The following is a 24359-nucleotide window of genomic DNA, read 5'->3' on the forward strand; positions in this document are numbered from 1 at the left end:
GCAAACACATCGCAAGCATTGGTAAACGGAGGCGCCATGAGTCATTTGTCCCCCCTGCTGGTCCAGTCCAGCGGCATTTGTGCGGAGCGCGGCGAAGGAAGCTGGCTCTATGACAAGGACGGCAACCGCTGGCTGGATTTCACGTCCGGGATTGGCGTCACCGCCACAGGCCATTGCCACCCAAGGGTCGTTGCGGCTGCCCAGGAACAAGTGGCCAAGCTGGTGCATGCTCAATACGCCACGGTCACCCACCCCAACATGCTGGCACTGACGGACAGGCTCTATGAGCACTTGCCCAAAGGACTCGATGCGGTGGCCTTTTCCAATTCCGGCAGCGAATCCGTCGAAGCCGCCGTGCGGCTGGCCCGTCAGGCCACCGGACGCACCAATCTGATTGCCTTTCGCGGTGGCTTCCATGGCCGCACTTTGGCGGCGGCCTCCCTGACCACCTCCACCAGCAAGGTCCGCACCGGCTGGCAACCGCTCATGGCCGGGGTCAGCATCGCCCCCTTCCCCCATGCCTACCGCTATCAACAGAACATGGACGAATGCGTGGCGGCCTGCCTGCACGAGCTGGACCATATCTTCGCCACCGAGTGCAATCCGGCAGACACCGCCGCCATGATCATTGAGCCGGTGCAGGGTGAATACGGTTATTACCCCGCCACAACCGGGTTCATGGAAGGCTTGCGCGAGCGGTGCGACAAGCACGGCATCTTGCTCATTGCCGACGAAATCCAGGCGGGCTATGGCCGCACCGGGCGTTTCTGGAGCCACCAGCATTTCAATGTGAAACCCGACCTGATTATTACTGCCAAGGGGCTGGCCAGCGGTTACCCGCTGTCTGCCATCGCCGCCAGCAAGGACTTGATGAACCACGGTTATCCAGGCTCCCAGGGCGGCACTTACGGCGCCAACGCGGTGGCCTGCGCAGCGGCCCTTGCCACCCTGGATGTCATCGAGGATGAACAGCTGGTCGCCCGGGCCGACAGCCTAGGTGCCCGGTTGCGAAAGCATCTTGAAGGTTTGCAGAAAGAGGACGGCGGCATCGATGAAATCCGCGGCGCCGGTCTGATGTTGGGCGTGGAAATGGTCAGCGCGCCGCACGTTCCCGACGGCGACCGCGCCGGCCGCATTCTCAAACATTGCGAACAGAACGGCATGTTGATGCTGCGCTGCGGCAGCCAGGGGCAGGTGGTACGCTGGCTGCCCCCGTTGACGGTCAGCGAGGCAGAAATCGATCAGGCCGTTGACCTGTTTGCCAAGGCGCTGAAGGCCACCGCCTGAGCGCCGTACTGAATCAAGGATCTTGTATGACCGAAACCGTTGTGACCGTGCTGCTTGCCGAAGACGAGCCCTCCCTGCCCGGCCTGGAAGCCCTTGCCGGCCAGGCCCGGGTGCAGGAAGCACGGACACCGGAGCAGCTGAAAGCCGCCCTGCCGGACACCGAGGTACTGGTGGTCACCGACTTTCGCACCGATGTGCTGGCGCAAGTGTGGCCGGACAACTGCCCGGTGCGCTGGGTCCATGCCACCAGCGCCGGCGTGGATGCACTGATGATCGACCCGATCAGGAACAGCGACATCGTCGTCACCAACGCCCGCGGCATATTCGACCGGGGTATCGCCGAGTATGTGCTGGGTGCGGTGCTGATGTTTGCCAAAGACACGCTCACCAACCTGTCACTGAAGCGCGAGCATCGCTGGCAACACCGTGAAACCCGCCTGCTGCGTGACAGCCTCGCCGTCATCGTGGGGGCGGGTTCGATCGGCCGGGAAGTGGCCCGTCTGCTGGGCGCGCTGGGCGTGAACGTGGTGGGCACCGCCCGCCATGCCCGTGACGATGCAGCCTTTGACAAGGTGTATGCGCAAGACGATTTGCCCGGGCTCCTTGGCGAGGCGGACTACGTAATCATCACCGCGCCACTGACCCCGGACACCGAAGGATTATTCGATGAGCCGCAGTTCCAGCGCATGAAAGCCGGGTCGGTCCTGGTGAACGTCGGCCGCGGCCCCATCGTTCGCACCGACGCCCTGCTGGCCGCCTTGCAGAGTGGTCATCTGGCCGGGGCCGCACTGGACGTATTTGAACAGGAGCCCCTGCCCGCCGATCACCCATTGTGGGATCAACCCAACGCCATGCTGTCCGCCCATATGGCAGGGGATTTCATCGGCTGGCGCGCTGCGCTGGGGCAGCAATTTGTCGACAACTTTGAACGCTGGCAACAGGGCGAGGCGCTCGCCAACCCCGTCAGCAAGGAACATGGCTATGTCAGCAATGCCTGAGTGCGGATCCATTCAGACCAGGCATACGTCACACCAGGAGGTACGCCGATGAGCAAGGAACTACTGACCATGAGCGCCCAGGCGCTCAAAGCCGCCTACCAGACCGGCGCGCTGTCCCCCGTGGAAGTGTGCTCCAGCCTGCTGGACCATATAGAAAAGCACGACCAGGCGCTGAATGCCTGGTGCCTGATCGACCGCGACACCACCCTGCAATGGGCCCGTGACTCGGAGCAACGTTATCAGGATGGCAAGGCAGACGGCCTGCTCGATGGAATCCCGGTGGCGGTCAAGGATGTGTTCCTGACGCCCATGTGGCCAACCGTGAAAGGGTCAAAAACCATCGACCCCGACGCGACCCTCAACAAACGCTCCCCCGCCGTGGCCGCCCTGGAACGGCATGGCTATGTCCCGCTTGGCAAAACCACCACCCCGGAGTTCGGCTGGAAGGGCATCACCGACAGCCCCCTGTGCGGGCCGACCAACAACCCCTGGAACCCGGCACGCACTGCCGGCGGTAGCAGCGGCGGCAGCTCAGCGGCGGTCTCGGCCGGCATGGCGCCCCTGGCGCTGGGCACTGATGCCGGCGGCTCAATTCGCATCCCGGCCGGTTTTTGCGGCATCGTGGGCCATAAACCCACCTTTAGCGAAGTCCCACACTGGCCGGCCAGCCCGTTCGGCACCCTGGCGCACGCAGGCCCCATGACACGAACCGTAGCCGATGCCGCACTGATGATGAACGTGCTGTGCGAAGCCGATGCCCGCGACAGTCTGGCCGCACCGCGCCGCCATATTGATTATGTGGCAGCCCTGAACCAGCCCATGAAAGGCCTCAACATCGCCATGAGCACGACTCTCGGCTATGTGGACGTGGACCCGGAAATCGAAAAGGCGTTCAAGGACGCTGCCAAGGTGTTCGAGGACCTGGGCGCCACCGTGACCGAAGCGGACCCCGGTTTCAGCAACCCGCTGGCCGCCTTCAGCCATCTGTTCTACAGCGGCGCCGCCAACGCCATGCGCGACCTGGGCGACCGCCAGCGCAGCCTGATGGACCCGGCGCTGGTCGAAGTGGCCAGCAAGGCCGAAAAGCTCACCATGCTGGACTATCTGGGTGCCATGAACGAGCGCATGGCCGTGAGCGAACGCATGGCGGTATTCCATACCAAGTACGATCTGCTCATCACCCCGACCCTGCCCATCGAAGCCTTTGATACCGACCGCGAAGTGCCGGTGGACTGGCCCAGCACCCGCTGGCCGACCTGGACGCCCTTTACCTATCCGTTCAACCTCACCGGGCAGCCGGCGTTGTCGGTGCCCATGGGCCTGAACAGCAATGGGCTGCCCATGGCCCTGCAAATCATCGGCGCCCGTTTCGATGACGCCCGGGTACTGGCGGCAGGTCACGCCTTCGAGCAGGCAAAGCCATTCACAGACTTGCCGCCCTTGCTACAGGAATAACCTCTTTCTGCAGGAGCATCGCAGTCGGCTCGAAAACCACAGCAAGAAGCGGGCAACGGGTTTGGTGGCGCACACCGCACCCTCGCGAAAAGTTTTTCAGGAAGGAGAACATGATGGGCAATATCAATCTGGACACGGATTTCTACGAAAACGAAGACCCGATCTGGAATCCGGCGTTGCTCACCATTCCGGTGCCGGGAATTCGCCGCATGGTGAATCTTGCCGCAGACATGGACGACGTTATCCATCTCTCCATCGGCCAACCGGACTTCAAACCACCTGACCATGTCATTCAGGCGGGTGTGGATGCGCTCAAGGCTGGCCAAACCGGCTACACCATGGATGCCGGGCTGCCGGAATTACTGGAGGCATTGGCGGAGTATTACAGCAAGCGCTATGGCCGCCCGCTGTCACCGGAAAATTTGATGATCACCACGGGGGCCACGGAAGCCATCTACCTGGCTCTGACTGCCACCTCGGCACCTGGACGCGAGTTCATCATTCCCGACCCTTCCTTCATGCTTTACGGCCCACTGATTCGAATGAATGGCGGCACAGTCAAAAGCATTGCAACCCGCCCCGAAAACAATCACCAGCTCGACCCACAAGAAGTGATCGATGCAATGGGGCCGAACACCTTTGCCGTGGTGCTCAACTCTCCCAGCAACCCCACCGGCACCATTTATCCCCGGGAAACGATTGAAGCCATTGTCGAAGAAGCCGCCTACCGGGGCATTCATGTCATCAGCGATGAAGTGTATGACCATCTGATTTATGATGGCAGGGAATATCCCAGCGTACTGTCCTGTTGCTCTGACCTTGACCATGTCATGGTGGTCAGCAGTTTCTCAAAAACCTTCTCCATGGCCGGTATGCGAGTTGGCTGGATGATTGGCAGCCAAGGCGCGATCAAGAAACTGCGCCGCTACCACATGTTCACCACCACCGTGGCCAACACGCCCTGTCAGTGGGCCGGTGTGGCCGCCCTGCGCGGGAGCAACCAATTCATTGACAGCATGGTAGAGGAATACCAGCAACGCCGTGACCGCCTGGTGGAACTGGTGGAACAGACACCCCACCTCACCGGCTACCGCCCGGAAGGCGCCTTCTATTTATTCCCCTCGCTCCCCGAAGGCGTGGATAGCGCCAACGTGGCCCTGAAGATGCTACGGGAAACCGGCGTCTGCACCATCTCCGGCGACACCTTCGGCGAAGCCGGCAAAAGCGCATTACGCATCAGCTATTCGACCTCCCTGGAACAGATCGAGGAAGCCTTCGAACGAATTATTCCGTGGATGAAAAAGCAGAACTTTAGTTAAACGCCAGATGCCTGACACAAAAAAATCGCCTGCAGGCAGGTTCCCACAGCAACACCAAAATAAAAAAAGCCGCGAAAGAATCGCGGCTTTTTTGTTTTAGCTGTTAACTGTTAACTGTTAACTGCTCTTATGGCATTTCATCAATTTCTTCCGGCTCCGGAATGATGAAATCCTCCTTGCTCACATTCATCATGAAGAGGATGTTGCTCACCACGTAAATGGAAGAGTAAGTACCGACAGCGATACCCACCAACAGCGCTTCCGAGAAAGAACGCATCACCTCACCACCGAAGAAGAACAGTGCCACCAATACCAGTAACGTTGTCAGAGAGGTATTGATGGTTCGGCTGAAGGTCGCATTCACAGCATCATTGATGATCTGTTCAGGGTCACTCTTGCGCGAGTTGCGAAAATCTTCCCGAATCCGGTCCGCCACCACAATGGAGTCATTCAGGGAGTAACCAATGAGCGCAAGAACTGCCGCCAGCACCGTCAGGTCAAACGGCCACTGCACCAGAGAGAAAATCCCCAGCACGATGATCACGTCATGGAACAGCGCCACCACAGTGGCAACACCAAACTTGTTGGAGAAGCGGAACCAGACGTAGAGCATCATCAAACCCAGCGCCAGCAACATGGCGGTGCCGGATTCATCCCGCAGCTCGTCACCGACCTGTGGGCCAACGAACTCCACTTTGAGCAACTCCAGCTCACCATTGTGCGCCTTGAGCGCCGCAAAGACGTTATGGCCCACCTCATCCGCGTCCGCGCCTTCTTTTGGCGCCACGCGAATGTTCACTTCCTTTGGCGAACCGTAGTGCTGTGCCACCGCATCGCCGAAGCCCGCCGCAGTCAGATCCGCACGAACCTGCGACAACTCCACGTCTACCGGGCTTTTCACTACCACTGTGGTCCCGCCAGTGAAGTCCAGCCCCAGGTTCAGCCCCCGGGTGACCAGCAATACCACCGAGGCAATCACCAGCAGGACAGACAGGATGCCCAGCGGTTTGCGGACACCCATAAAGTTAATGTTCATGGTTGCTTTACTCATCGCATCACCGCCTTAGATACTCAGTTTCGCCGGTGCACGGGCGCCGCGCCCGTAAACCATTTCCGCCATGGCACGGGTCCCAATGATCGCCGTGAACATGGACGTAAGAATGCCGATAAACAGGGTAACCGCGAAGCCCTGCACCGAACCGGTACCGGCCGCGAACAGGATCACCGCGACAATCAGGGTAGTGATATTGGCATCCAGGATGGTGGTAAAGGCACGGCCATAACCCTCTTCGATGGCCTGCCGGGGTTTAAGTCCGCGACGCAGATCCTCACGAATACGTTCGAAGATCAATACGTTGGCATCCACCGCCATACCCACGGTCAACACGATGCCGGCAATGCCCGGCAGCGTCATGGTGGCACCGGGAATCAGCGACATGATGCCTACAATGATGACCAGGTTGCCCAGCAGGGCCACATTGGCAATCAAGCCAAACAGCTTGTACCAGACCACCATGAAGATCAGCACCAGCGACAAACCCAATGCCATGGACTTGAGGCCCGCCTCGATGTTCTCGGCACCCAGGCTCGGGCCGACGGTGCGCTCTTCCACAATGCTCACCGGCGCCGCCAGAGAACCCGCCCGCAGCAGCAGGGCCAGCTCGGACGCCTCTGCGGGGTTATCCAGCCCGGTGATCCGGAATCGACTGCCCAGGGTGTCCTGAATGGTGGCAACGTTGATCACGTATTTGTCGGTGGTACTGACCATCTTGTCGACCAGATTGCCGTCTTCGCCCTCGACCTTCTTCACGTCAGTCTTGGTTTCAATAAACAGCACGCCCATGGGGTTACCGACGTTCTTGCCCGTAATGCGCTGCATACGACGGGCGCCATCGGAATCCAGGGTGACGTTCACTTCCGGTGAACCGGAGTCCTGACTGAAGCCCATGCGCGCATCAATCACCTGATCACCAGTGGCGATTTTGGACTTGCTCATGGCCACGATTCGGCCTTCCTGCCCCTTGAAGGGATAGAACTCCACGCCCGGAGGCGCCATGCCGCTGCGCAGCCGCGCCGACGACACACTGTTATCTACCAAGCGGAATTCCAGCGTCGCGGTACGCCCCAGAATCCGGCGTGCCTGGGAAGCATCCTGAATGCCCGGCAGCTGCACCACGATACGGTCAGCCCCCTGACGCTGTACCACCGCTTCCGCCACACCCAGTTCGTTGACACGCTTGTTCAGGGCAGTACGGTTCTGGTCGACGGCGTAGTCCTGCATTTCCTTCAGGGCACTGTCGTTCAACACCAGAACGGCTTCCGGGGTATCTCCGGCCGGCTTCATGGTGAACTTGTCCAGCGCCTGGCGCAGGGGGGCTCGTGCCGCATCGGCGGCGACCTGATCAGCAAAGGTTACCGTCAGGGTCGTGCCGTCCACCGCAACGTCACGATAACGGACACCCGCATCACGCAATGTCAGCTTGGCATTACCTGCCCAGGCTTCCATGCGGCTGTCGACCACCGCATTCATGTCTACCTGCAACAGGAAATGCACCCCGCCGCGCAGATCCAGACCCAAATTCATGGGGCTGGCACCGATGGATCGCAGCCAGTCCGGCGTCGTTTCGGCCAGGTTCAGGGCAACCACATAGTTATCCCCCAGCTCAGTGGCCGCCAGATCGCGGGCACGCAGCTGGGCTTCTGTATCGTTCAGGCGCACCAACAGGGAGGAGCCGACGGATTCGCCGGGGCCGTGACTGAGTCCGGCCTCATCCAGAGCGCCAAGCACTCTCTGACGGGCCACGTCAGAGACTTCACCGCCAGCATCAGCATGGCTGATCTGAATGGCAGGAGCGTCCGGGTACAGGTTGGGCAGGGCATACAGGCCGCAAACAACGAGGGCGGCCAGAAGCAGGAAAAATTTCCAGCGTGGATAGCGGGTCATAGCTCTTTCCGGTGTTTATTCCGGTGGTGTCCGGTGTAATAAAAAGCCCCGTCAGAAACGGGGCTGAGAGTCTTAAATGGACTTGATGGTGCCTTTGGGCAAGGTGGCCTGGATGCTCTGCTTTTGCAGTTTGATTTCCAGGTTGTTGCTGATTTCTACCACCACGAACTCGTCGGTGACCTTGGCGATCTTGCCCAGAATGCCACCGCTGGTGACCACTTCATCACCCTTGTTCAGGTTTTCCACCAGATTCTTGTGCTCTTTGGCGCGCTTTTGCTGCGGACGAATCAGGAAGAAGTAGAACACCACCATCATCACCACCAGCATGATCAGCTCGACACCACCGGGGCCGGCCGGGGCCGCCTGGGCATACGCCGGAGAGACCAGGGCAGTGGCCAGAAGGGCCAGCAGGGAACGCATTGCGATTTTCATTAATTACTCCAGTTTTCAATAAGCTACAGCGCGGGAGTCTGCTCACCCCGAGCGGCATAGAAGTCGTCCACAAAGGCGGACAATGTACCCCCTTCAATGGCCCCCCGCAATCCAGCCATCAGGCGCTGATAGTAGCGCAGGTTATGGATGGTATTGAGCTGGGAGCCAAGCATTTCATTGCAGCGATCCAGATGGTGCAGATAGCTGCGGGAAAAATGCTGGCAGGTATAGCAGTCACACTCGGCTTCCAGTGGCGCCAGGTCGTGACGGTGTTTGGCGTTACGGATCTTGATCACCCCTTGAGAGGTAAACAGGTGGCCGTTGCGGGCATTACGGGTGGGCATGACACAGTCGAACATGTCGACTCCGCGCCGAACCGCCTCGACGATATCTTCCGGCTTGCCGACCCCCATCAGGTAACGGGGACGGTCTGCAGGCATATGCGGCGTCAGGTTACCCAGAGTACGCAGCATTTCTTCCTGGGGCTCACCCACACTCAAACCACCCACGGCATAACCATCAAAGCCGATATCCACCAGACCGGCCAGCGACTCCCGGCGCAGGTTGTCGTACATGCCGCCCTGCACAATGCCGAAGCAGGCCGCATCGTTGCCCTGGTGCGCATCCTTGGAGCGTTGTGCCCAGCGCAGGGACAGTTCCATGGAATCTCGGGCCTGCTGCTCGGTGGCAGGAAACGGGGTGCATTCATCGAAGATCATGCAGATATCACTGCCCAGCGAGCGCTGTACCTGCATGGCTCGCTCGGGCGTCAGCTCGACCTTGTCGCCATTGATGGGGTTCTTGAACACCACGCCGTGTTCGGAAATCTTGCGCATTTCTCCCAGGCTGAAGACCTGAAAGCCACCGGAATCGGTAAGGATGGGTTTGTCCCATTGCATGAAACCATGCAGGGACCCATGGGCTTCGATCACCTCGGTGCCTGGGCGCAGCATCAAATGGAAGGTATTGCCCAGACAGATCTCGGCACCGGTATCGGCCAGGTCTTTCGGCAGCATGCCCTTCACCGTGCCATAGGTCCCCACAGGCATGAAGGCCGGGGTCTGGATCGTGCCGCGGGGGAAGGTAATCTCGCCACGACGGGCATCACCGTCCGTGGTCTTCAGGGAAAATTGCATTCGAGACATCAGTCCCCCTTTGCGGTGGACACATCCACCCTTTCAATGAACATGGCATCGCCGTAGCTGAAGAAACGGTATTCTGCCTCGATCGCCGCCTGATACGCGTTCATGACGCGTTCTTGCCCGGCAAAAGCACTGATCAGCATCAACAGCGTGGACTTGGGCAGGTGGAAATTGGTCAGCAGACACTCCACCAACCGGAATTGATAACCGGGATAGATGAAAATATCGGTTTCCCCCTGGCCGGCCTTCAAACCACCGGATTGGCTGGCGGCCTCCAACGCCCGCAGCGCGGTGGTGCCCACAGCCACAATACGTCCGCCACGGGCATGGGCCTGCGCCACCTGCTCCACCAACGTTTCGGGAATCTGGTAGCGCTCGCTGTGCATGTGATGGTCTTCCACCTTGTCCACACGCACTGGCTGAAACGTCCCTGCTCCTACATGGAGGGTGACATAGCCGATATCAACCCCGTGCTGCTGCAGGGCCGCCAGCATCGCCTCATCAAAATGCAGCCCCGCGGTGGGAGCCGCCACGGCACCGGGCTCGCGGGCATACACGGTCTGATAGCGCTCCATGTCCCCCTGTTCATCCGGGCGATCGATATAGGGCGGCAACGGCACATGGCCAATCCTTTCCAGCGCGCCAAGCAGGGTCTCGCAGCCGTGGAACTGGAGAATAAACAGGGCATCGCGGCGACCGGTGACCTGGGCCCGTACGCCCTCATCAAACTGAAGCCAGCTGCCCGGCTTGGGGGATTTGGAAGCACGCACATGGGCCAACGCTTCATGATCATCCACGACCCGCTCAATCAGCACTTCCACCTTGCCGCCACTGTCTTTGTGGCCGAACAGGCGAGCCGGGATCACCCGGGTGTCATTGAAGATCAGCAGGTCACCGGGCCGCACATGGCCCAGCAAGTCAGGAAATTGCTGGTGTTGGAGGGCGTCACGAGTCAGCGCCAACAAACGGGCATCACGGCGCTGCGCGGGGGGATGGCGGGCGATCAGCCCGTCCGGGAGTTCAAAGTCAAAATCGTCGACGTTCACGTACTGTACCGGCACGGAAGTTCAAGGGAGGGCAAGGATACCCGGCACCGAAAGCAGGATCAAAAGCTGTTTCCCCTCGGAGAGCACCTGGACACGAAGACAGTCCGGTTTTCACCGCTGTTTGCGTTTGTGCTCCGAGGCTATTTCTTGCCCTTGGGTTTCTTCGGCAACTCAACCGTTGCGGTGGCAGACAAACGATCATGCAAAGTCTGGTGCGGGGCGATCAGGACAACCAGATACCCCGCCCCGAACAGCCCCCAGGACAGGCACGCCCCAAGAAAGCGGGCGGCGGTCTGCCACAGTTTGACCGGCCCACCTCGGTAATGGCGAACCTGCAGGCGCCAGGCACGCATGCCCAGCGTCTGACCACCGCGCATCCAGAACCAGGCGTAAAAGAGCCAGGTTTCTACCAGCAACAACGGCAGCAGGATCCCCTTGAGATAGCCCGGAGCTGCGCGGGTTACCCCATTGATGTCCTCCATGGGCAAACCGGTCCTAGGGTAGACCAGCACAAAGATCCCGGTGGTCACAAACCACAAGGCCAGTACCAGAAAACCGTCATAGACCAGCGCCATCAAGCGCTTCAGCAAACCGGCAGGCGGGGCATAATCGGTCATCATTCACTCCGAAGCCAACGCTTCTCCGCTGCAGACGTCCGGTTCAGCGCCAGACGCCCGACATAAAAAAGCCCGCTCGAAGCGGGCTTTTTCATCGTTTGGTACCAGAGGCCGGACTTGAACCGGCACGCCCGTGAAGGCAACGGATTTTGAATCCGTCGTGTCTACCAATTCCACCACTCTGGCAGTGGGGCGCGAGTATACCAGCCCGTCGCTGCTTTGCCAGCCCATTATTCAGGATTACCCTGCACAAGCACCGCCGTCACGTTGTCACGGCTGCCCTTATCCAGGGCGGCCTTGAGAATACCGGACTCGGACACCCGGTGACGCATCAACGACAAGAGGTCATCTTTGGTCAGCACAGAATGAATCCCATCGGTAGTCAGCAAAAAACGCTGCGCCTGAGCGACAGGAAATCGGGCCTGCTCCAACTGCAGTTTATCCCCGGTGCCGACAGCCTGATAAATCACGTGGGCGCGGGGATGCTGCATGGCTTCAACCTCTGTCAGCTCACCCGCGTCCAACAGGGCCTGCACGGGGGTGTGATCGCGGGTGAGCATGTCGAGCCGCTCGCCCTCCTGACGGTAAAGACGGGCATCACCAGCCCACAGCACGGCCGCCTCTTCGCCCTGAATCAGCACGACCACGACAGTCGCCCCCATGGGCTTGCTGCGCATGTGCATGGCGGCATGGTGCCGTATCGCATGGTTGACGGTTTGCAGTGCGGTTTCCACCGCCAGAAGTCGATGGGCCATGCCGCCCCCCAGAGACAACCCCTCCAGGCATTGCCGAATCATGCTGGCGGCCAGATCACCTGCGTCATGGCCACCCATACCATCAATCACGGCCCAAAGGCCTTCTCCGTCTCGACACACCAGGGCATCTTCATTGGTTGCTCGTCTGCCCTTGTGGGTGCGTCCTTGCCCCCGCCAGATTGTCATCCGCTATCGCACCCTCTGCAGCAGCCAGATCCCCAACACCAGACACAATGCGGGGGGCACAGCCGCCGCCATCAAGGGCTCGGTATGGAAAACCAGCGACAATTGACCGAAAAACTGCTGGCCGTAATGAAAGATCAGCCCGGCCACGATCCCTGCCGTTAGACGCAGTCCCATGGTGACTTCCCGGAGTGGGCCGAAGACAAAGGAAATCGCGATCAGCACCATGCCGATGGTCGCCAGCGGCATAAACAGTTTCTGCCAGAAACTGAGCATGTAATCGGCCGTCTCAAGGCCCTGCCGCTTGAGGTACGCGGTGTATTCCAGCAGCTTGGCCATGGCAAGGTGATCGGGCTTGAGCACAACAATACTGAGCAACTGCGGGGTCAGGCGCGTTTGCCATTCGCCGTTATCTTTTTCATAGGTCTCGGTGTGATCTTCGAACAGACGGGTACCTGTGATGCCTTCCAGTGACCAGAAATCCCCTTGGTAAATTGCCCGCGCCACAAACTGGGTTTCTGTCAGTTTCTGCTGCTCGTCAAAACGATAGCGGGTCAGTCCATGCAACACGCCGTTAGGCTGCACCGCATTGATATGAATGAACTCCTCGCCTTCCCGATGCCAGTAACCGTATTTTGAGCGCAAGGCCTCGCCGCCACCTTCCGCCATCGAGCGGTTACTCTGGGCCACCTGCTCGGTGTACGGGGTGAGGTACTCTCCCAACGGGATCGACAGGATGATCAACAGGAACACCGGTCGCAACACCAGCCAGCTGACGCGTAATGTAGACACCCCCGCCGCCCGGATCACCGACAGCTCGCCACTGTTGGCGAGTAGCCCCAGACCAATCAACGTTCCCAGTAGTATCGCCATGGGCAGATATTCATGCACTCGCCGGGGCGTAGTGGTCAGAATAAACTGTAAGGCCTGAAGGGTTTGGTAATTACCCCTCAGGAACTCCAGTTCGTAGATAAAGCCGAACAGGCAATCCAGGCCGACAATGATCGCCAGGATAGCTAACGTTGGCACCATCACTGCCCGCCAGAAGTACCGCTTGAGCAATCTCATGCTGCGGCCCTCCGCCGGAAAATCCGGCTGCCGAAATAGAGCAGGAAAACAATGGTGGCGGCCATCAAGTGAATCCAGGCCATATTCAGATACCAGGGCAACACACCGGAATAATCCTCGATGGCGCTACGGGTGACCAACAACATACCCACATACATCATATAACCCAGCACCGCAGGAATCAGACGGTAAAAGCGCCCCTGGCGCGGGTTCACTCTGGCTAACGGGATCGCCGCGAGGGCCATAATAGGCACCGTAAGAATCAGCGACAGTCGCCACTGCAGCTCCGCCAGCGCTTCGTGGTTATTCTCTCTCTCGGCGATCAACTCCCGGGTCGACCGGCCACGCACTTTGGGCGGGCGACTGTCGGATTTTTCACCACCGATGCGCACTCGCGCTTCCTTGAATCCAATTTCCTTGTAATCGCGCTGGCCCGGTTTACCCTGATACTGGAACCCATCTGTCAGCAGCAGATAACTGATGCCCTCTTCCTGAACCAGCTTGCCGCTCCTTGCCCACACCGTCAGCAACCGGTTGGCTTCCCCCTGCCCCTCAAAACGGGCATCCGCCACGAAGACATTTTCCAGCACCCCTTTCTCACGATTGAGGTGCTCCGCATAGGTGGCACGCTGACTGTTACTGGATCCCTTTACGTGGAAACGGCCAGGAGTCAGCAGTTCGAGCACCGAACGGTCTTTCTGCTCCTCGAAAATACGGTTGACCTCCGCGTCGCCGCGGGGAGTCACGTAAAGCGAAAACAACCCCACCAACGTGGTCGCCATCAACACGGGTACTACCAACGAACGAACAATCCGTCCATGCCCCTGCCCTCCCGCACGCAGGACAACCATCTCGTTATCCATGTGCATTCGTCCCAGCACTAGCAGCAGGGCAATATAAAGGCTCAATGGCACAATCATTTGCAGGAATTCCGGCATCCGGAACGCCATCACCAGAAACAATGCATCAGCGGCAATTTCGCCGGCAGCCGCCTCTGCCAGATATTTGATAAACCGGCCACTAACCAGCACCATCACCAGAATAAAGGTGACCATGACGGTACTGAGGAACACTTGCCGGTTAATGTAGCGATGAAGAATCAAGGGCTGGCCCATTCGTCCTTGTCGTTTAAACGTCGCTGATGCGTGCCAGCTTTGCAGTCGATACCCGTAAAGGCAGGCCGTTAGCCTGCGGCACCACACCGACACACATAGCAGAATGCTGCCTAGTGTAACTGACCGATCATGAAAGGCGGTAATTCCTGCACCAGAAGACAGCAAACAGTCGCAATGTTTCCCAGCTCATTCGTGTTTGTCACATTGCGTTTCCCCTGCCAAGGCCCCACTATTTCAGGTTGTTGGCAGCCCTGATCAACTTGGAGACAACATGGATTTCGCCGTAAGCAACCGTCCACTGGACAAAATCAAAGCTGATGCCCTCGTTATCGGCCTGGGCAAGAAGAGCGACCTGCCTGAGGCGCTCCCCGACGCCACTCGCAAGCAAATTTCTGCCTTTATCAAGGCTGGCGACTTTAATGGCAGCAAGGGCCAACACACCTGGCTGCATGGCCCGGAAGATATGGCTGCCGCTCGCATCCTGCTGGTCGGCATGGGCGACAACACCCCCAGCGATACGCAGTGGCAAGCGCAACTGCGCGGCACCGTGAAAACACTGCAAAACGCGCCGGTCAAGCACGCCGTTTGGCTGCTCGACAGCACCCTTGCACAGACACTGGAGTGGCAGGTGCGCGAGGGCTCACGCATCGCCGAAGAAGGCTTGTATCGATTTGACCAGTACCGCAGCCATCCGGCAGCGGCAAGCAAACTCACCAAGTGGACGTACTGGCATGCAGAGAAAGATGCCAGCCTGGGCAAAGCCCACAAGACCGGAAAAGGCGTCGCGGCAGGCGTCAATCTTGCCCGCGATCTGGGCAACCTCCCCCCCAATGACTGCTATCCGGAATATCTCTCCGGGGTTGCCCGCGAACTGGCCGGGCAGTATGAAAAGCTGACCGTCAAAGTGGTCAGTCAGGCCCAGGCCGAAAAGATGGGCATGGGAGCTTTCGTCGCTGTTGCCAAAGGCTCTGAGCGCCAGGGGCAAATCATCGTCATGGAATACAAAGGCAGCAAACCCACCAAGCAGGGCCCCGTGGCACTGGTGGGCAAAGGCATCACCTTTGATACCGGCGGCATCTCCCTGAAACCCGGCGCCAACATGGACGAGATGAAATACGACATGGGCGGCGCCGCCAGCGTATTCGGCAGCGTCAAAACGGTCTGTGAGCTGGATCTGCCGATTCACCTGGTTGCGGTCGTCGCAGCGGCAGAGAACATGCCCGATGGCCGGGCATCTCGCCCGGGCGACATCGTCAAGACCCTGTCCGGCCAGACCGTGGAGATCCTCAACACCGACGCTGAAGGCCGTCTGGTGTTGTGTGATGCGCTGACCTATGTGCAACAGAAGCACAAACCTCACACCGTCATCGACATCGCCACCCTGACCGGCGCCTGTGTGGTCGCCCTTGGCAGCCATGCCCAGGCGGTTTATGCCAACGACGACGATCTGAGCCAGGCACTACTGGCCGCCGGTCAGGCGACAGGGGACCGGGGCTGGCCCATGCCGCTGTGGGATGAGTATCAAAGCCAGCTCGATAGCCCCTTTGCCGATATGCAAAACATCGGTGGACCCAAGGGCGGCTCCATTACGGCTGCCTGCTTCCTGTCCCGCTTCGCAAAAGACGTCAAGTGGGCGCATCTGGATATCGCTGGCACCGCCTGGATCAGTGGCGGCATGAGCAAGGGCGCCACAGGCCGCCCGGTCCCCATGCTTACCCGCTTCCTGATGGATCTGGCCTGATCCGCCTCGCACCACGCGGCATGCTTTGAGCGTGATGCGTGGTGCGAGACGCATGCGAGCATTTTCATGACCGAAGTTACCTTTTATCTCAGCAGCAAGGCCGGGGATGGCGTTCGCCAGGCGCTGGCCTGGCGAATTGCCGACAAAGCCATGAAACAGGGCCGTCTGGTCTATATTCATTGCAGGAATGAGGAGCATGCACGGCAATTGGACCGCCAGTTCTGGCAAGCTCCAAAGACGGGCTTCCTACCCCATGCCATTCATCACGAAGGGCAGGCGCCGGTGATTCTGGGCCACAACGGCGACCCGGGCGAATACCACGACGTACTCATCAACCTGACGGATCACGTGCCGGATTTCGCCTCCCGCTTCCAGCGAGTCGCGGAAATGATCAGTGGCGCCGAACCCGAAAGACAAGCAGGCCGGGACCGTTTCCGCTTCTACCGTGAACGGGGTTTCCCGGTCACCACCCATGAACTGGGCTGACAGCAGCGCGGGGGCAGACATGAACAACGAGCGCGACACACGCAAACAGGACTTGCTGCGGGAGCTGGGCGATGTCCAGTCCCTGCTGGATGACATGGATAAGCCCCCGCTGCTCGAACCTGCCGAAGCTCCCCAGGCTGCACCCGTCAATAACCGACTAAACAGCGATCAGATTCGCAAGCTGGCCAGCGAGCGCAGCAATCCGTTCCTTCCCACCGCAAGCCAGCCCGCCACGCACCCGGCGCCAGCGACGGCCTCCCCGGCAGCCCCCACCCTCTCAGCGCCCCGACCGACCCTGAGCAATACCGATATCGACAGGGTTATTGACGAGCTGGTGGCCGAAGCCCTACCCAAGCTGGAAAAAGCCCTGCGTCTGCGTTTGCGCGACGCCCTGCGTCGCAAGAACTAGGGAGCCTCCGAATAACACCAGTGAACCCACGACGGCACCGCCCGGCTTCGCTATAATGCGCCCTCTTTTTTTGATGCAGCATCCAAAGGCAACAGGCGCAGATCATGGACAAGACTTACCAACCCGATCGCATTGAGCAATCCTGGTACGAAACCTGGGAAAAAGCCGGTCATTTCAAGCCCTCCGGCCAGGGTGATTCCTACTGCATCATGATCCCGCCCCCCAATGTGACCGGCAGCCTGCACATGGGTCACGCGTTCCAGGACACCATCATGGATACGCTGATTCGTTACCGCCGGATGCAGGGCCGCAACACCCTCTGGCAAGTGGGCACCGACCACGCCGGCATCGCCACCCAGATGGTGGTAGAGCGCAAGCTGGCGGGTGAGGGCACCAACCGCCATGAACTGGGCCGCGAAAAATTCCTGGAGAAAGTCTGGGAATGGAAAGGCGAATCCGGCGGTACCATTACCCGCCAACTGCGCCGCATGGGCGCCAGCGTGGACTGGACCCGTGAGCGTTTCACCATGGACGAAGGCCTGTCCAATGCCGTGCGTGAAGTGTTTGTCCGCCTCCACAAGGAAGGCCTGATTTACCGCGGCAAGCGCCTGGTGAACTGGGACCCCAAGCTGCACACCGCCATTTCTGATCTGGAAGTGGAAAACGTGGAAGAGCAGGGCCATATGTGGCACTTCCGCTACCCGCTTTCTGATGGCTCGGGGCATCTGGTAGTCGCCACCACCCGCCCGGAAACCATGCTCGGGGATACCGCCGTTGCCGTGCACCCGGAAGACCCCCGCTACAAGGACATGATAGGCAAGACCATTCGCCTGCCCCTGGCCGATCGCGACATCCCCATCATTGCCGATGATTATGTCGACCCGGACTTCGGCTCCGGCTGCGTGAAGATTACCCCCGCCCACGACTTCAACGATTATGAAGTAGGCAAACGCCACGACCTGCCGATGATCAATATCCTGACCATCGATGCGGCCCTCAATGACGAGGTCCCGGAAGCCTACCGCGGGCTGGACCGTGTGGACGCCCGCAAGAAAGTGGTCGACGACCTGGATGCCCTCGGCCTGCTGGAAAAGGTGGCCGATCACACCCTGCAGGTGCCCCGTGGCGACCGCTCCGGTGTGATCATCGAACCCTATCTGACCGACCAGTGGTTTGTGGCGGTAGAAGAACTGGCCAAGCCGGCCATCGCCGCGGTAGAGAACGGTGATATCCAGTTCGTGCCGAAAAACTACGAAAACATGTACTACTCCTGGATGCGAGACCTGCAGGACTGGTGTATCTCCCGACAACTCTGGTGGGGCCACCGCATCCCGGCCTGGTATGACGCAGACGGCAATGTCTATGTGGGTCGCAGCGAAGAGGAAGTGCGCGCCGACAACAACCTGGGCGACACCCCCCTCAGCCAGGATGATGACGTCCTCGACACCTGGTTCAGCTCTGCCCTGTGGACCTTCTCGACCCTCGGCTGGCCGGACGATGAAGAAACACTGCGCACCTTCCACCCCACGGATGTGCTGGTCACCGGCTTTGACATCATCTTCTTCTGGGTTGCGCGGATGATCATGATGACCCTGAAGTTCACCGGTGAGGTGCCCTTCAAGAAGGTTTACGTACACGGCCTGGTCCGCGACAACGACGGGCAGAAAATGTCCAAGTCCAAGGGCAACGTCCTTGACCCTCTGGACATGATCGACGGCATCCAGCTCGAAGAACTGGTCGACAAACGCACCAAGGGGTTGATGCAGCCGCAGAAAGAAAAGCAGATTGCCAAGCGCACCCGCAAGGATTTCCCGGACGGTATCAACGCCTACGGCACCGATGCGCTGCGCTTCACCTTCCTCTCGCTGGCCTCCACCGGACGCGACATCAAATGGGACATGGGCCGCATCGAAGGCTACCGGAACTTCTGCAACAAGATCTGGAATGCCGCCCGCTACGTGATGATGAACACCGAAGGCCAGGATTGCGGTCTTGAAGGTGAAGTCGAGCTGTCACTGGCCGACCGCTGGATCATCTCTGCCCTGCAGCGTGCCGAGCAGGAAGTTTGTGACGCCCTGGACAGCTTCCGCTTTGATGTGGCCAGCCACGCCGCCTACGAGTTTATCTGGAACGAGTACTGCGACTGGTACCTGGAGCTGTCCAAACCGGTCCTGTATGGCGACGACTATTCCGACGCCCAGAAGCGCGGCACCCGTCGCACCCTTGTGCAGGTACTGGAAGCCATTCTGCGGCTGGCCCATCCGTTTATGCCATTCATCAGCGAAGAGATCTGGCAAAAGGTGGCTCCGCTGGCAGGCAAAGATGCCAGTGAAGGCAGTACTATCATGCTGCAGGCCTACCCCGCCGCCGATACCAACCGTATCGACGCCGACGCCGAAACCGGTATCGCCTGGATCAAAGGGGTTATCACCGCGGTGCGCAATATCCGTGGCGAGATGGGCATTCCACTGGGCAAAGCACTGCCGCTTTATCTGCACAACGGCAAGGACAGCGACAAGGCGCTGCTCGATGCCAACCGCAACTTCCTCAGTAAACTGGCCAAACTCGAATCCATCACCTGGCTGACCCCGGACGACTCCGCCCCGGCATCGGCTACCGCGCTGGTCGGTGACATGGAGATCCTGGTGCCCATGGCCGGCCTGATCGACAAAGATGCGGAAATTGAGCGCCTGGGCAAGGAAATCGACAAACTTCGCAAGGAAGTAGGACGCGGAGAAGGCAAGCTGAAAAACCCGAACTTTGTCGACAAGGCCCCCCAGGCCGTCGTCGACAAGGAAAAGGCCAAGCTTGACGATTACCGTTCACAGCTTGCCAAACTCGAAGAGCAGCTCGAAAAGATCAAATATCTCTGACCCTAAATACAGGAATCCGAGTCATGGATGACCCGCGTCGTGCCCGCATCCTGACAGCCGCCCAGGACGTCTTCGCCCGCGAAGGTTTCCGTACCGCAGAAGTGAAAACCATTGCGGAACAGGCGGCTGTGGGCAAGGCCACGATCTACAAGTTCTTTTCTTCCAAGGAAGCCTTGCTGCTGACCATCGTTGAGGAGAACCTCAACGATATCCGCGACATCATTCTTTCCGCATTGATGAGCGTGGACCCGCCCCTTGAGAGACTGGAAAACCTGTGCCGCAATGTGGCGCGCTACCTGGAACAGAATCAGGCCTTTTCACGGGTGCTGATTCAGGAAGCCGGGGATTTCATGGGCGACATCCAGCGCAACTATCTCGCGCTGATCGAACAAAACCTTCCCGTGGCCGACGCCTTTTTCAACGAACTTCGCAAAGATGGCTACTTCGTTGCCCTTCCCACTCGCGATACCATCCTGTTAATGGTAAATCTGGTTATCGGCACCACCTACACATGGGCCCTCACCGGCGAGGGCAGCCTGGAAGCCCAAGCCGCAGATTACATGAAGGTGCTGATCCGCGGCCTCAGATAGGACGAGACAATACAATGCGTATTATTGCGGTTTTGATTACACTGCTGGCCACACCTCTTGCCCATACAGCCTCACTTCTTGAACTGGCGGATGGGGCACACCGCAGCACAGAAGAAAAAGCCAGAAACGCATACCGCCACCCAGTGGAAACACTGACTTTCTTTGATGTTCAAGCAGACATGACGGTAGTGGAAATCTGGCCTGGCGCGGGCTGGTATACCTCGATCCTTGCGCCCTGGCTACACGACAATGGCACCTACTATGCTGCCCATTTCCCGGAAGATAGCGCCGTGCCTTTTTATCGTCGCTCTCTGACCCTGTTCAAGACACGACTGGCGCAAACGCCAAGCCTTTATGATCACGTTCGCATTACAGCTCTCAATCCACCTGCACACAGCATAATTGCCCCAGCTGGCACCGTGGACCGCGTACTTACCTTTCGCAATGTGCACAATTGGGCCAAAGCCGGTAAAACCGAAGCGGTGTTTGCCAGTTTCTACTCTGCACTCAAGCCCGGAGGCATTCTGGGAGTTGTCGAGCACCGGGCACCGGAAGTCCGTCCGCTGGACCGGCAGATCGAGACGGGCTACATGAGTGAAGGCTATGTTATCGAACAGGCGGAAAAAGCCGGTTTCAGGTTGGTCGAACGCTCTGAAATCAACGCTAATCCAAAAGACGAAACCAATCACCCCGCCGGGGTCTGGACGCTCCCACCCAGCTTGCGCCTCGGCGATACGGATCGGGACAAGTATCTGGGTATTGGCGAAAGCGACCGGATGACACTGAAGTTTATCAAGCCGGAGTAATCTCCGGCATGGTCGGGGCTGGACAAGGATCAGGCGACAGGTCGTTCCAGCATCCCCGACGTCGCCTCACCCAGCACCAGCGACTCGGCAATACCAATCGCCACTCGCTGGCACTGCTCAAGCCGCTCTTGGGAAAAGCCCCCATCTTCAAAGATGTACAGGGAATAGTTTTCCATCATCCATAACATGGTACGGAACACTAGCGGGTCATAATCACGGCCTGTAAAGCGACTGATCTGGGCAGTCAGTACTTCAGACGAAATTGCCTGGGCACGCTCCCGATGCGGCGCAAGGGCTGAAGCCGATGAACGCGCCTCTTCCATCATCAACTTGATGATCGGGCCCATGCTTACATGATAGGCGAAGTACACTTTGGTCGTGTTGCGAATGATATCCTTGGCTGAGCCCGCCTGTTTCACTTCCTTGTGGAAGTGCAGCAGCATATTGTCCACAAAAATGCGGTAGATGCTTTCCAGTACATCCATCTTGTTGCGGAAATACTTGTAAAAGGTGCGACGCGACACATCGGAGGCATCCAGCAAGTGCTGTACAGTCGTACGCTGCAGTCCTCGCTGGGCAAAGACCTGCATGGAATGGATCAGGATCTCTGCACGGGCCTGAGATCGCTGCCCCCCTTCTTCCCGGGCGTGAACCTCGAGTACCTGGTTCACCACCTGACGGATTGCATCAATGTCACTGCTTCTGTTCTGCACCTGACAAATACCCCTGAGAATGTATACTTTTCGCTAGCTTAACCAACGGTTCAAGCAGAGTAAACACTGAGTTTATCCTTCGCCATGACCGTTTTGCTCAGAGATTGGCCGTTCTTCCAGCGTTTCCAGATCTTCTCGTGGAAATGATACGCCACGGTATTCACGCAGGGTTCAACCAAGGCTGTCGCCCCTCCAATCCGCCAGTCTCCGGTCATTGCCCAGACGACAAGAAAGGCCACTGAAATATGCATTACCCCAAAGCTGACTGTCTTGATCATGATAACCACCTCGCTAAGTGATACTGATTATCATAATCACCCAAAAAATAGTTAAGCGCTATTAATTTATAATTTTGATAGCCCAAAACTATAGCCAAGGTTAATCCTTGTAAAGCGGCGCTCTCGGGTCTCCTCTTTGCTTCTCGACCGGGCTACTCTGTCCTTCTGATCACTTTGGCAGGATACGGGATGACCACCAACAGCCTTCTTATTCTCCATGGCAAACAAGCTGCCAACGAGGCAGTTCGCAACGCCGTCATGAAATGGCGGGAACAAGGCCATCAAATTGCTGTGCGCGTGACCTGGGAAGGAGGAGATGCGGAACGCTATGTCGAAGAAGCCCTGGACGCGGGCTACCGTACGCTGATCGCAGGTGGGGGCGACGGCTCTATCCGTGATATTGCTCATGCCATGCTTGCCAGTGGTCGTGATGATCTGTCTCTTGCAATTATGCCACTTGGTACAGCAAACGATTTCGCTACTGCGGCCCGAATCCCCCAGGACATGGAAGAGGCACTATCTCTTGTTAGCCGGCGGGCTTCTCCCTGCGATGCCGTCAAGATTAACGATCATTATTTCCTGAACATGGCTACCGGCGGGTTTGGAACCGAAGTCACCACCCAAACCTCCGAAGAACTGAAAAAACTGCTCGGCGGGGCAGCTTACTTTCTAACCGGTCTGAGCAAATTCACGGAAATCACGGCCGCCAAAGGTCGCTTTAGTAACGGTGACTTCGAATGGGAAGGCGAATTCCTGGCTGCCGGGCTCGGTAATGGTCGCCAAGCCGGCGGCGGCCAACAACTCTGTCCGGATGCCGTAATCAATGATGGACTGCTGGATGTGGCGATCTTGCCTGCCGATATGGATCTACTGGCTGGCGTTCGTGAACTGTTTGATAGCGAAGCACGACAGGACCCTGATCACGATGGGCTCTTCATTCGGGCAAGAGTCGACTCACTGACCGTCGAGACTCCCTCAGCCATGCACTTCAATCTGGATGGTGAGCCCCTCAAGGACACCCGCTTTGATGTAGCTGTGGTGCGCAACCGTATCGCGCTGCACCTCCCTGAAGATTGCCCGTTACTGGGGTGAGGCTATCGAGGCAGAGGTTTCCGTTGACCTCGCACAGCGCAGGATAAACTCACGCACTCGCTGGCGACGGTTATCCAGTTTATGACCAAAAAGGGGGAAATGCTTCCAAACCCCCTGATCCCGCACCCCATAACGGCGCGTTGCAACCGCCACCACCATCATGCCGGTACGGATAACGCCCATTTCGCAATGCACCAGGCAACGGCTGCCCTCGCGATCAAGCTCATCCATCATCTGGCCAATCTGGGCTTCGCTAGGCGGTGTATCCTGGGCCATCGGAATGTTGACCAGGCGAATGTCATTGCGCTCACAATAACGCTTCTGGCGGTGGTACCAGCCGCCTTTCACATATTCATTTTCGAGTCGTAGATTGACGATCGTATTCACCCGGAAAATCCGGTGCATCACCCACAAGCCGACAGGACCAAGCGTACCACTGCGGTAGAGCTTTCCCGCTTTTACAGATCGAAAGTGGTACATCAGTTTATGGTAGCGATAGGCAAGGAACGCCAGGGCTGCCACCAAAATGCATATATAAAAGATCATCGGGCATCTTCCGTCATCTCTGGTCTGACCACCCATCATGGGGACGGCATAGGTATGCTTGATGACCACGGTTTTTCGGTTTGGTGACAGAGCCACATATATGCTTGTGGAGCCATGTTTGTATGACGATTGAGGTGTTGGGGGCAGGCTCCGACGTGACGTTTTTTTCTGTTGGCGCGGGGGTGCGTTTGGGGTTTAGCGTCAGGCATGTTGCGTGTTGCGGCTGGCGCGCTCGTGACCTGCTTAGGCAGCGAGCAAGCTCGCTATCCCTTCGGGACGCCTTGGCGCCTCACCCTGGCTCCTGCGGAGCATCGCTTGTCACATGGCAGCGCGAGCACTGCGAGGTAGTGAGAGGAGATCAGCGTGATCCTAAACCCAACAAAAAACCCCCGTCACTTTCGTGGCGGGGGTCTTTTGTTTAGTTTAAGAGCCTGACGATGACCTACTCTCACATGGGGAAGCCC

23 protein-coding genes and 1 tRNA gene are annotated in these 24359 nt (G+C 58.6%); 11 read left to right on the forward strand and 13 right to left on the reverse strand.

The annotated features are described in order from the left end of the window. Positions 1–36 precede the first annotated feature (36 nt). The 4 genes from D4A39_RS13815 (at position 37) to D4A39_RS13830 (ending at position 5059) form a co-directional block, all read left to right on the forward strand. Positions 37–1287: an aspartate aminotransferase family protein gene (locus tag D4A39_RS13815; protein WP_119918399.1), complete on the forward strand. Its 1251-nt coding sequence runs from the start codon at positions 37–39 to the stop codon at positions 1285–1287. Between the two features lie 26 nt (positions 1288–1313). Continuing rightward, the gene (locus tag D4A39_RS13820; protein WP_022985161.1) at positions 1314–2285 is read left to right on the forward strand and encodes a D-2-hydroxyacid dehydrogenase; all 972 of its coding nucleotides are present in this window, start codon (positions 1314–1316) and stop codon (positions 2283–2285) included. Between the two features lie 48 nt (positions 2286–2333). After that, complete coding sequence (locus D4A39_RS13825; protein WP_119918401.1) at positions 2334–3740, forward strand: amidase; 1407 nt, start codon at positions 2334–2336, stop codon at positions 3738–3740. Positions 3741–3850: 110 nt separating this feature from the next. Next, entirely contained in the window at positions 3851–5059 is a 1209-nt protein-coding gene (locus tag D4A39_RS13830) for a pyridoxal phosphate-dependent aminotransferase (RefSeq protein WP_233552488.1), read from the forward strand. Between the two features lie 127 nt (positions 5060–5186). On the opposite strand, the gene secF is transcribed toward D4A39_RS13830, so the two are convergent. From secF to lptF, 10 genes are all read right to left on the reverse strand, one after another. After that, entirely contained in the window at positions 5187–6110 is a 924-nt protein-coding gene (secF, locus tag D4A39_RS13835) for a protein translocase subunit SecF (protein WP_233552489.1), read from the reverse strand. Between the two features lie 12 nt (positions 6111–6122). Continuing rightward, positions 6123–8003: a protein translocase subunit SecD gene (gene secD / locus D4A39_RS13840; RefSeq protein WP_119918405.1), complete on the reverse strand. Its 1881-nt coding sequence runs from the start codon at positions 8001–8003 to the stop codon at positions 6123–6125. 72 nt (positions 8004–8075) lie between these two features. Further along, positions 8076–8435, reverse strand: a complete 360-nt coding sequence (gene yajC, locus D4A39_RS13845) for a preprotein translocase subunit YajC (protein WP_022985156.1) — start codon at positions 8433–8435, stop codon at positions 8076–8078. Positions 8436–8458: 23 nt separating this feature from the next. After that, positions 8459–9571, reverse strand: a complete 1113-nt coding sequence (tgt, locus tag D4A39_RS13850; RefSeq protein WP_031226354.1) for a tRNA guanosine(34) transglycosylase Tgt — start codon at positions 9569–9571, stop codon at positions 8459–8461. An 8-nt stretch (positions 9572–9579) separates the two neighbouring features. After that, positions 9580–10623: a tRNA preQ1(34) S-adenosylmethionine ribosyltransferase-isomerase QueA gene (gene queA / locus D4A39_RS13855; RefSeq protein ID WP_119918418.1), complete on the reverse strand. Its 1044-nt coding sequence runs from the start codon at positions 10621–10623 to the stop codon at positions 9580–9582. A 140-nt stretch (positions 10624–10763) separates the two neighbouring features. Next, positions 10764–11240 (reverse strand): RDD family protein, encoded by a 477-nt coding sequence (locus tag D4A39_RS13860; protein WP_022985153.1) that lies wholly within the window; start codon positions 11238–11240, stop codon positions 10764–10766. Positions 11241–11339: 99 nt separating this feature from the next. Beyond that, positions 11340–11426 (reverse strand) — tRNA-Leu (locus D4A39_RS13865). A 44-nt stretch (positions 11427–11470) separates the two neighbouring features. Continuing rightward, on the reverse strand, positions 11471–12181 hold the full coding sequence (locus D4A39_RS13870; protein ID WP_022985152.1) for a PP2C family protein-serine/threonine phosphatase: 711 nt from the start codon (positions 12179–12181) through the stop codon (positions 11471–11473). Positions 12182–12184: 3 nt separating this feature from the next. Then, positions 12185–13246: an LPS export ABC transporter permease LptG gene (gene lptG, locus D4A39_RS13875; RefSeq protein WP_022985151.1), complete on the reverse strand. Its 1062-nt coding sequence runs from the start codon at positions 13244–13246 to the stop codon at positions 12185–12187. Beyond that, entirely contained in the window at positions 13243–14361 is a 1119-nt protein-coding gene (lptF, locus tag D4A39_RS13880) for an LPS export ABC transporter permease LptF (RefSeq protein ID WP_022985150.1), read from the reverse strand. Before lptF ends, lptG begins: the two co-directional genes overlap by 4 nt. Positions 14362–14632: 271 nt before the next feature. On the opposite strand from lptF, the gene D4A39_RS13885 reads away from it, so the two are divergent. The 6 genes from D4A39_RS13885 to D4A39_RS13910 all read left to right on the forward strand — a co-directional run bounded on the left by D4A39_RS13885 (position 14633) and on the right by D4A39_RS13910 (position 21266). Beyond that, entirely contained in the window at positions 14633–16102 is a 1470-nt protein-coding gene (locus D4A39_RS13885; RefSeq protein ID WP_022985149.1) for a leucyl aminopeptidase, read from the forward strand. Positions 16103–16168: 66 nt separating this feature from the next. Then, the gene (locus tag D4A39_RS13890; protein ID WP_022985148.1) at positions 16169–16588 is read left to right on the forward strand and encodes a DNA polymerase III subunit chi; all 420 of its coding nucleotides are present in this window, start codon (positions 16169–16171) and stop codon (positions 16586–16588) included. Beyond that, positions 16575–16997, forward strand: a complete 423-nt coding sequence (locus D4A39_RS13895; protein WP_233552490.1) for a hypothetical protein — start codon at positions 16575–16577, stop codon at positions 16995–16997. The genes D4A39_RS13890 and D4A39_RS13895 overlap by 14 nt, the downstream gene beginning before the upstream one ends. Before the next feature lie 104 nt (positions 16998–17101). Beyond that, positions 17102–19870 (forward strand): valine--tRNA ligase, encoded by a 2769-nt coding sequence (locus D4A39_RS13900; RefSeq protein ID WP_119918407.1) that lies wholly within the window; start codon positions 17102–17104, stop codon positions 19868–19870. A gap of 23 nt (positions 19871–19893) precedes the next feature. Continuing rightward, a complete protein-coding gene (locus D4A39_RS13905; RefSeq protein WP_119918408.1) occupies positions 19894–20460 on the forward strand; it encodes a TetR/AcrR family transcriptional regulator in 567 nt (188 codons plus the stop codon). A gap of 14 nt (positions 20461–20474) precedes the next feature. Continuing rightward, positions 20475–21266: a class I SAM-dependent methyltransferase gene (locus D4A39_RS13910; protein ID WP_119918409.1), complete on the forward strand. Its 792-nt coding sequence runs from the start codon at positions 20475–20477 to the stop codon at positions 21264–21266. A 29-nt stretch (positions 21267–21295) separates the two neighbouring features. Here D4A39_RS13910 and D4A39_RS13915 read toward each other — a convergent pair whose 3' ends face one another. Continuing rightward, positions 21296–21979 carry a TetR/AcrR family transcriptional regulator gene (locus D4A39_RS13915; protein WP_022985143.1) on the reverse strand — a complete coding sequence of 228 codons (684 nt, stop codon included), beginning with the start codon at positions 21977–21979 and terminating at the stop codon, positions 21296–21298. 50 nt (positions 21980–22029) lie between these two features. Further along, positions 22030–22257 carry a DUF2061 domain-containing protein gene (locus D4A39_RS13920; RefSeq protein WP_022985142.1) on the reverse strand — a complete coding sequence of 76 codons (228 nt, stop codon included), beginning with the start codon at positions 22255–22257 and terminating at the stop codon, positions 22030–22032. Between the two features lie 189 nt (positions 22258–22446). On the opposite strand from D4A39_RS13920, the gene yegS reads away from it, so the two are divergent. Continuing rightward, entirely contained in the window at positions 22447–23349 is a 903-nt protein-coding gene (gene yegS / locus D4A39_RS13925) for a lipid kinase YegS (protein ID WP_119918410.1), read from the forward strand. Here the strand turns inward: yegS and D4A39_RS13930 are convergent. Continuing rightward, complete coding sequence (locus D4A39_RS13930) at positions 23338–23895, reverse strand: fused DSP-PTPase phosphatase/NAD kinase-like protein (protein ID WP_022985140.1); 558 nt, start codon at positions 23893–23895, stop codon at positions 23338–23340. The two genes, yegS and D4A39_RS13930, sit on opposite strands and share 12 nt — an antisense overlap. Positions 23896–24359: the final 464 nt, after the last annotated feature.

This window comes from Alcanivorax profundi (assembly GCF_003597125.1).
Lineage (GTDB): Bacteria > Pseudomonadota > Gammaproteobacteria > Pseudomonadales > Alcanivoracaceae > Alcanivorax > Alcanivorax profundi.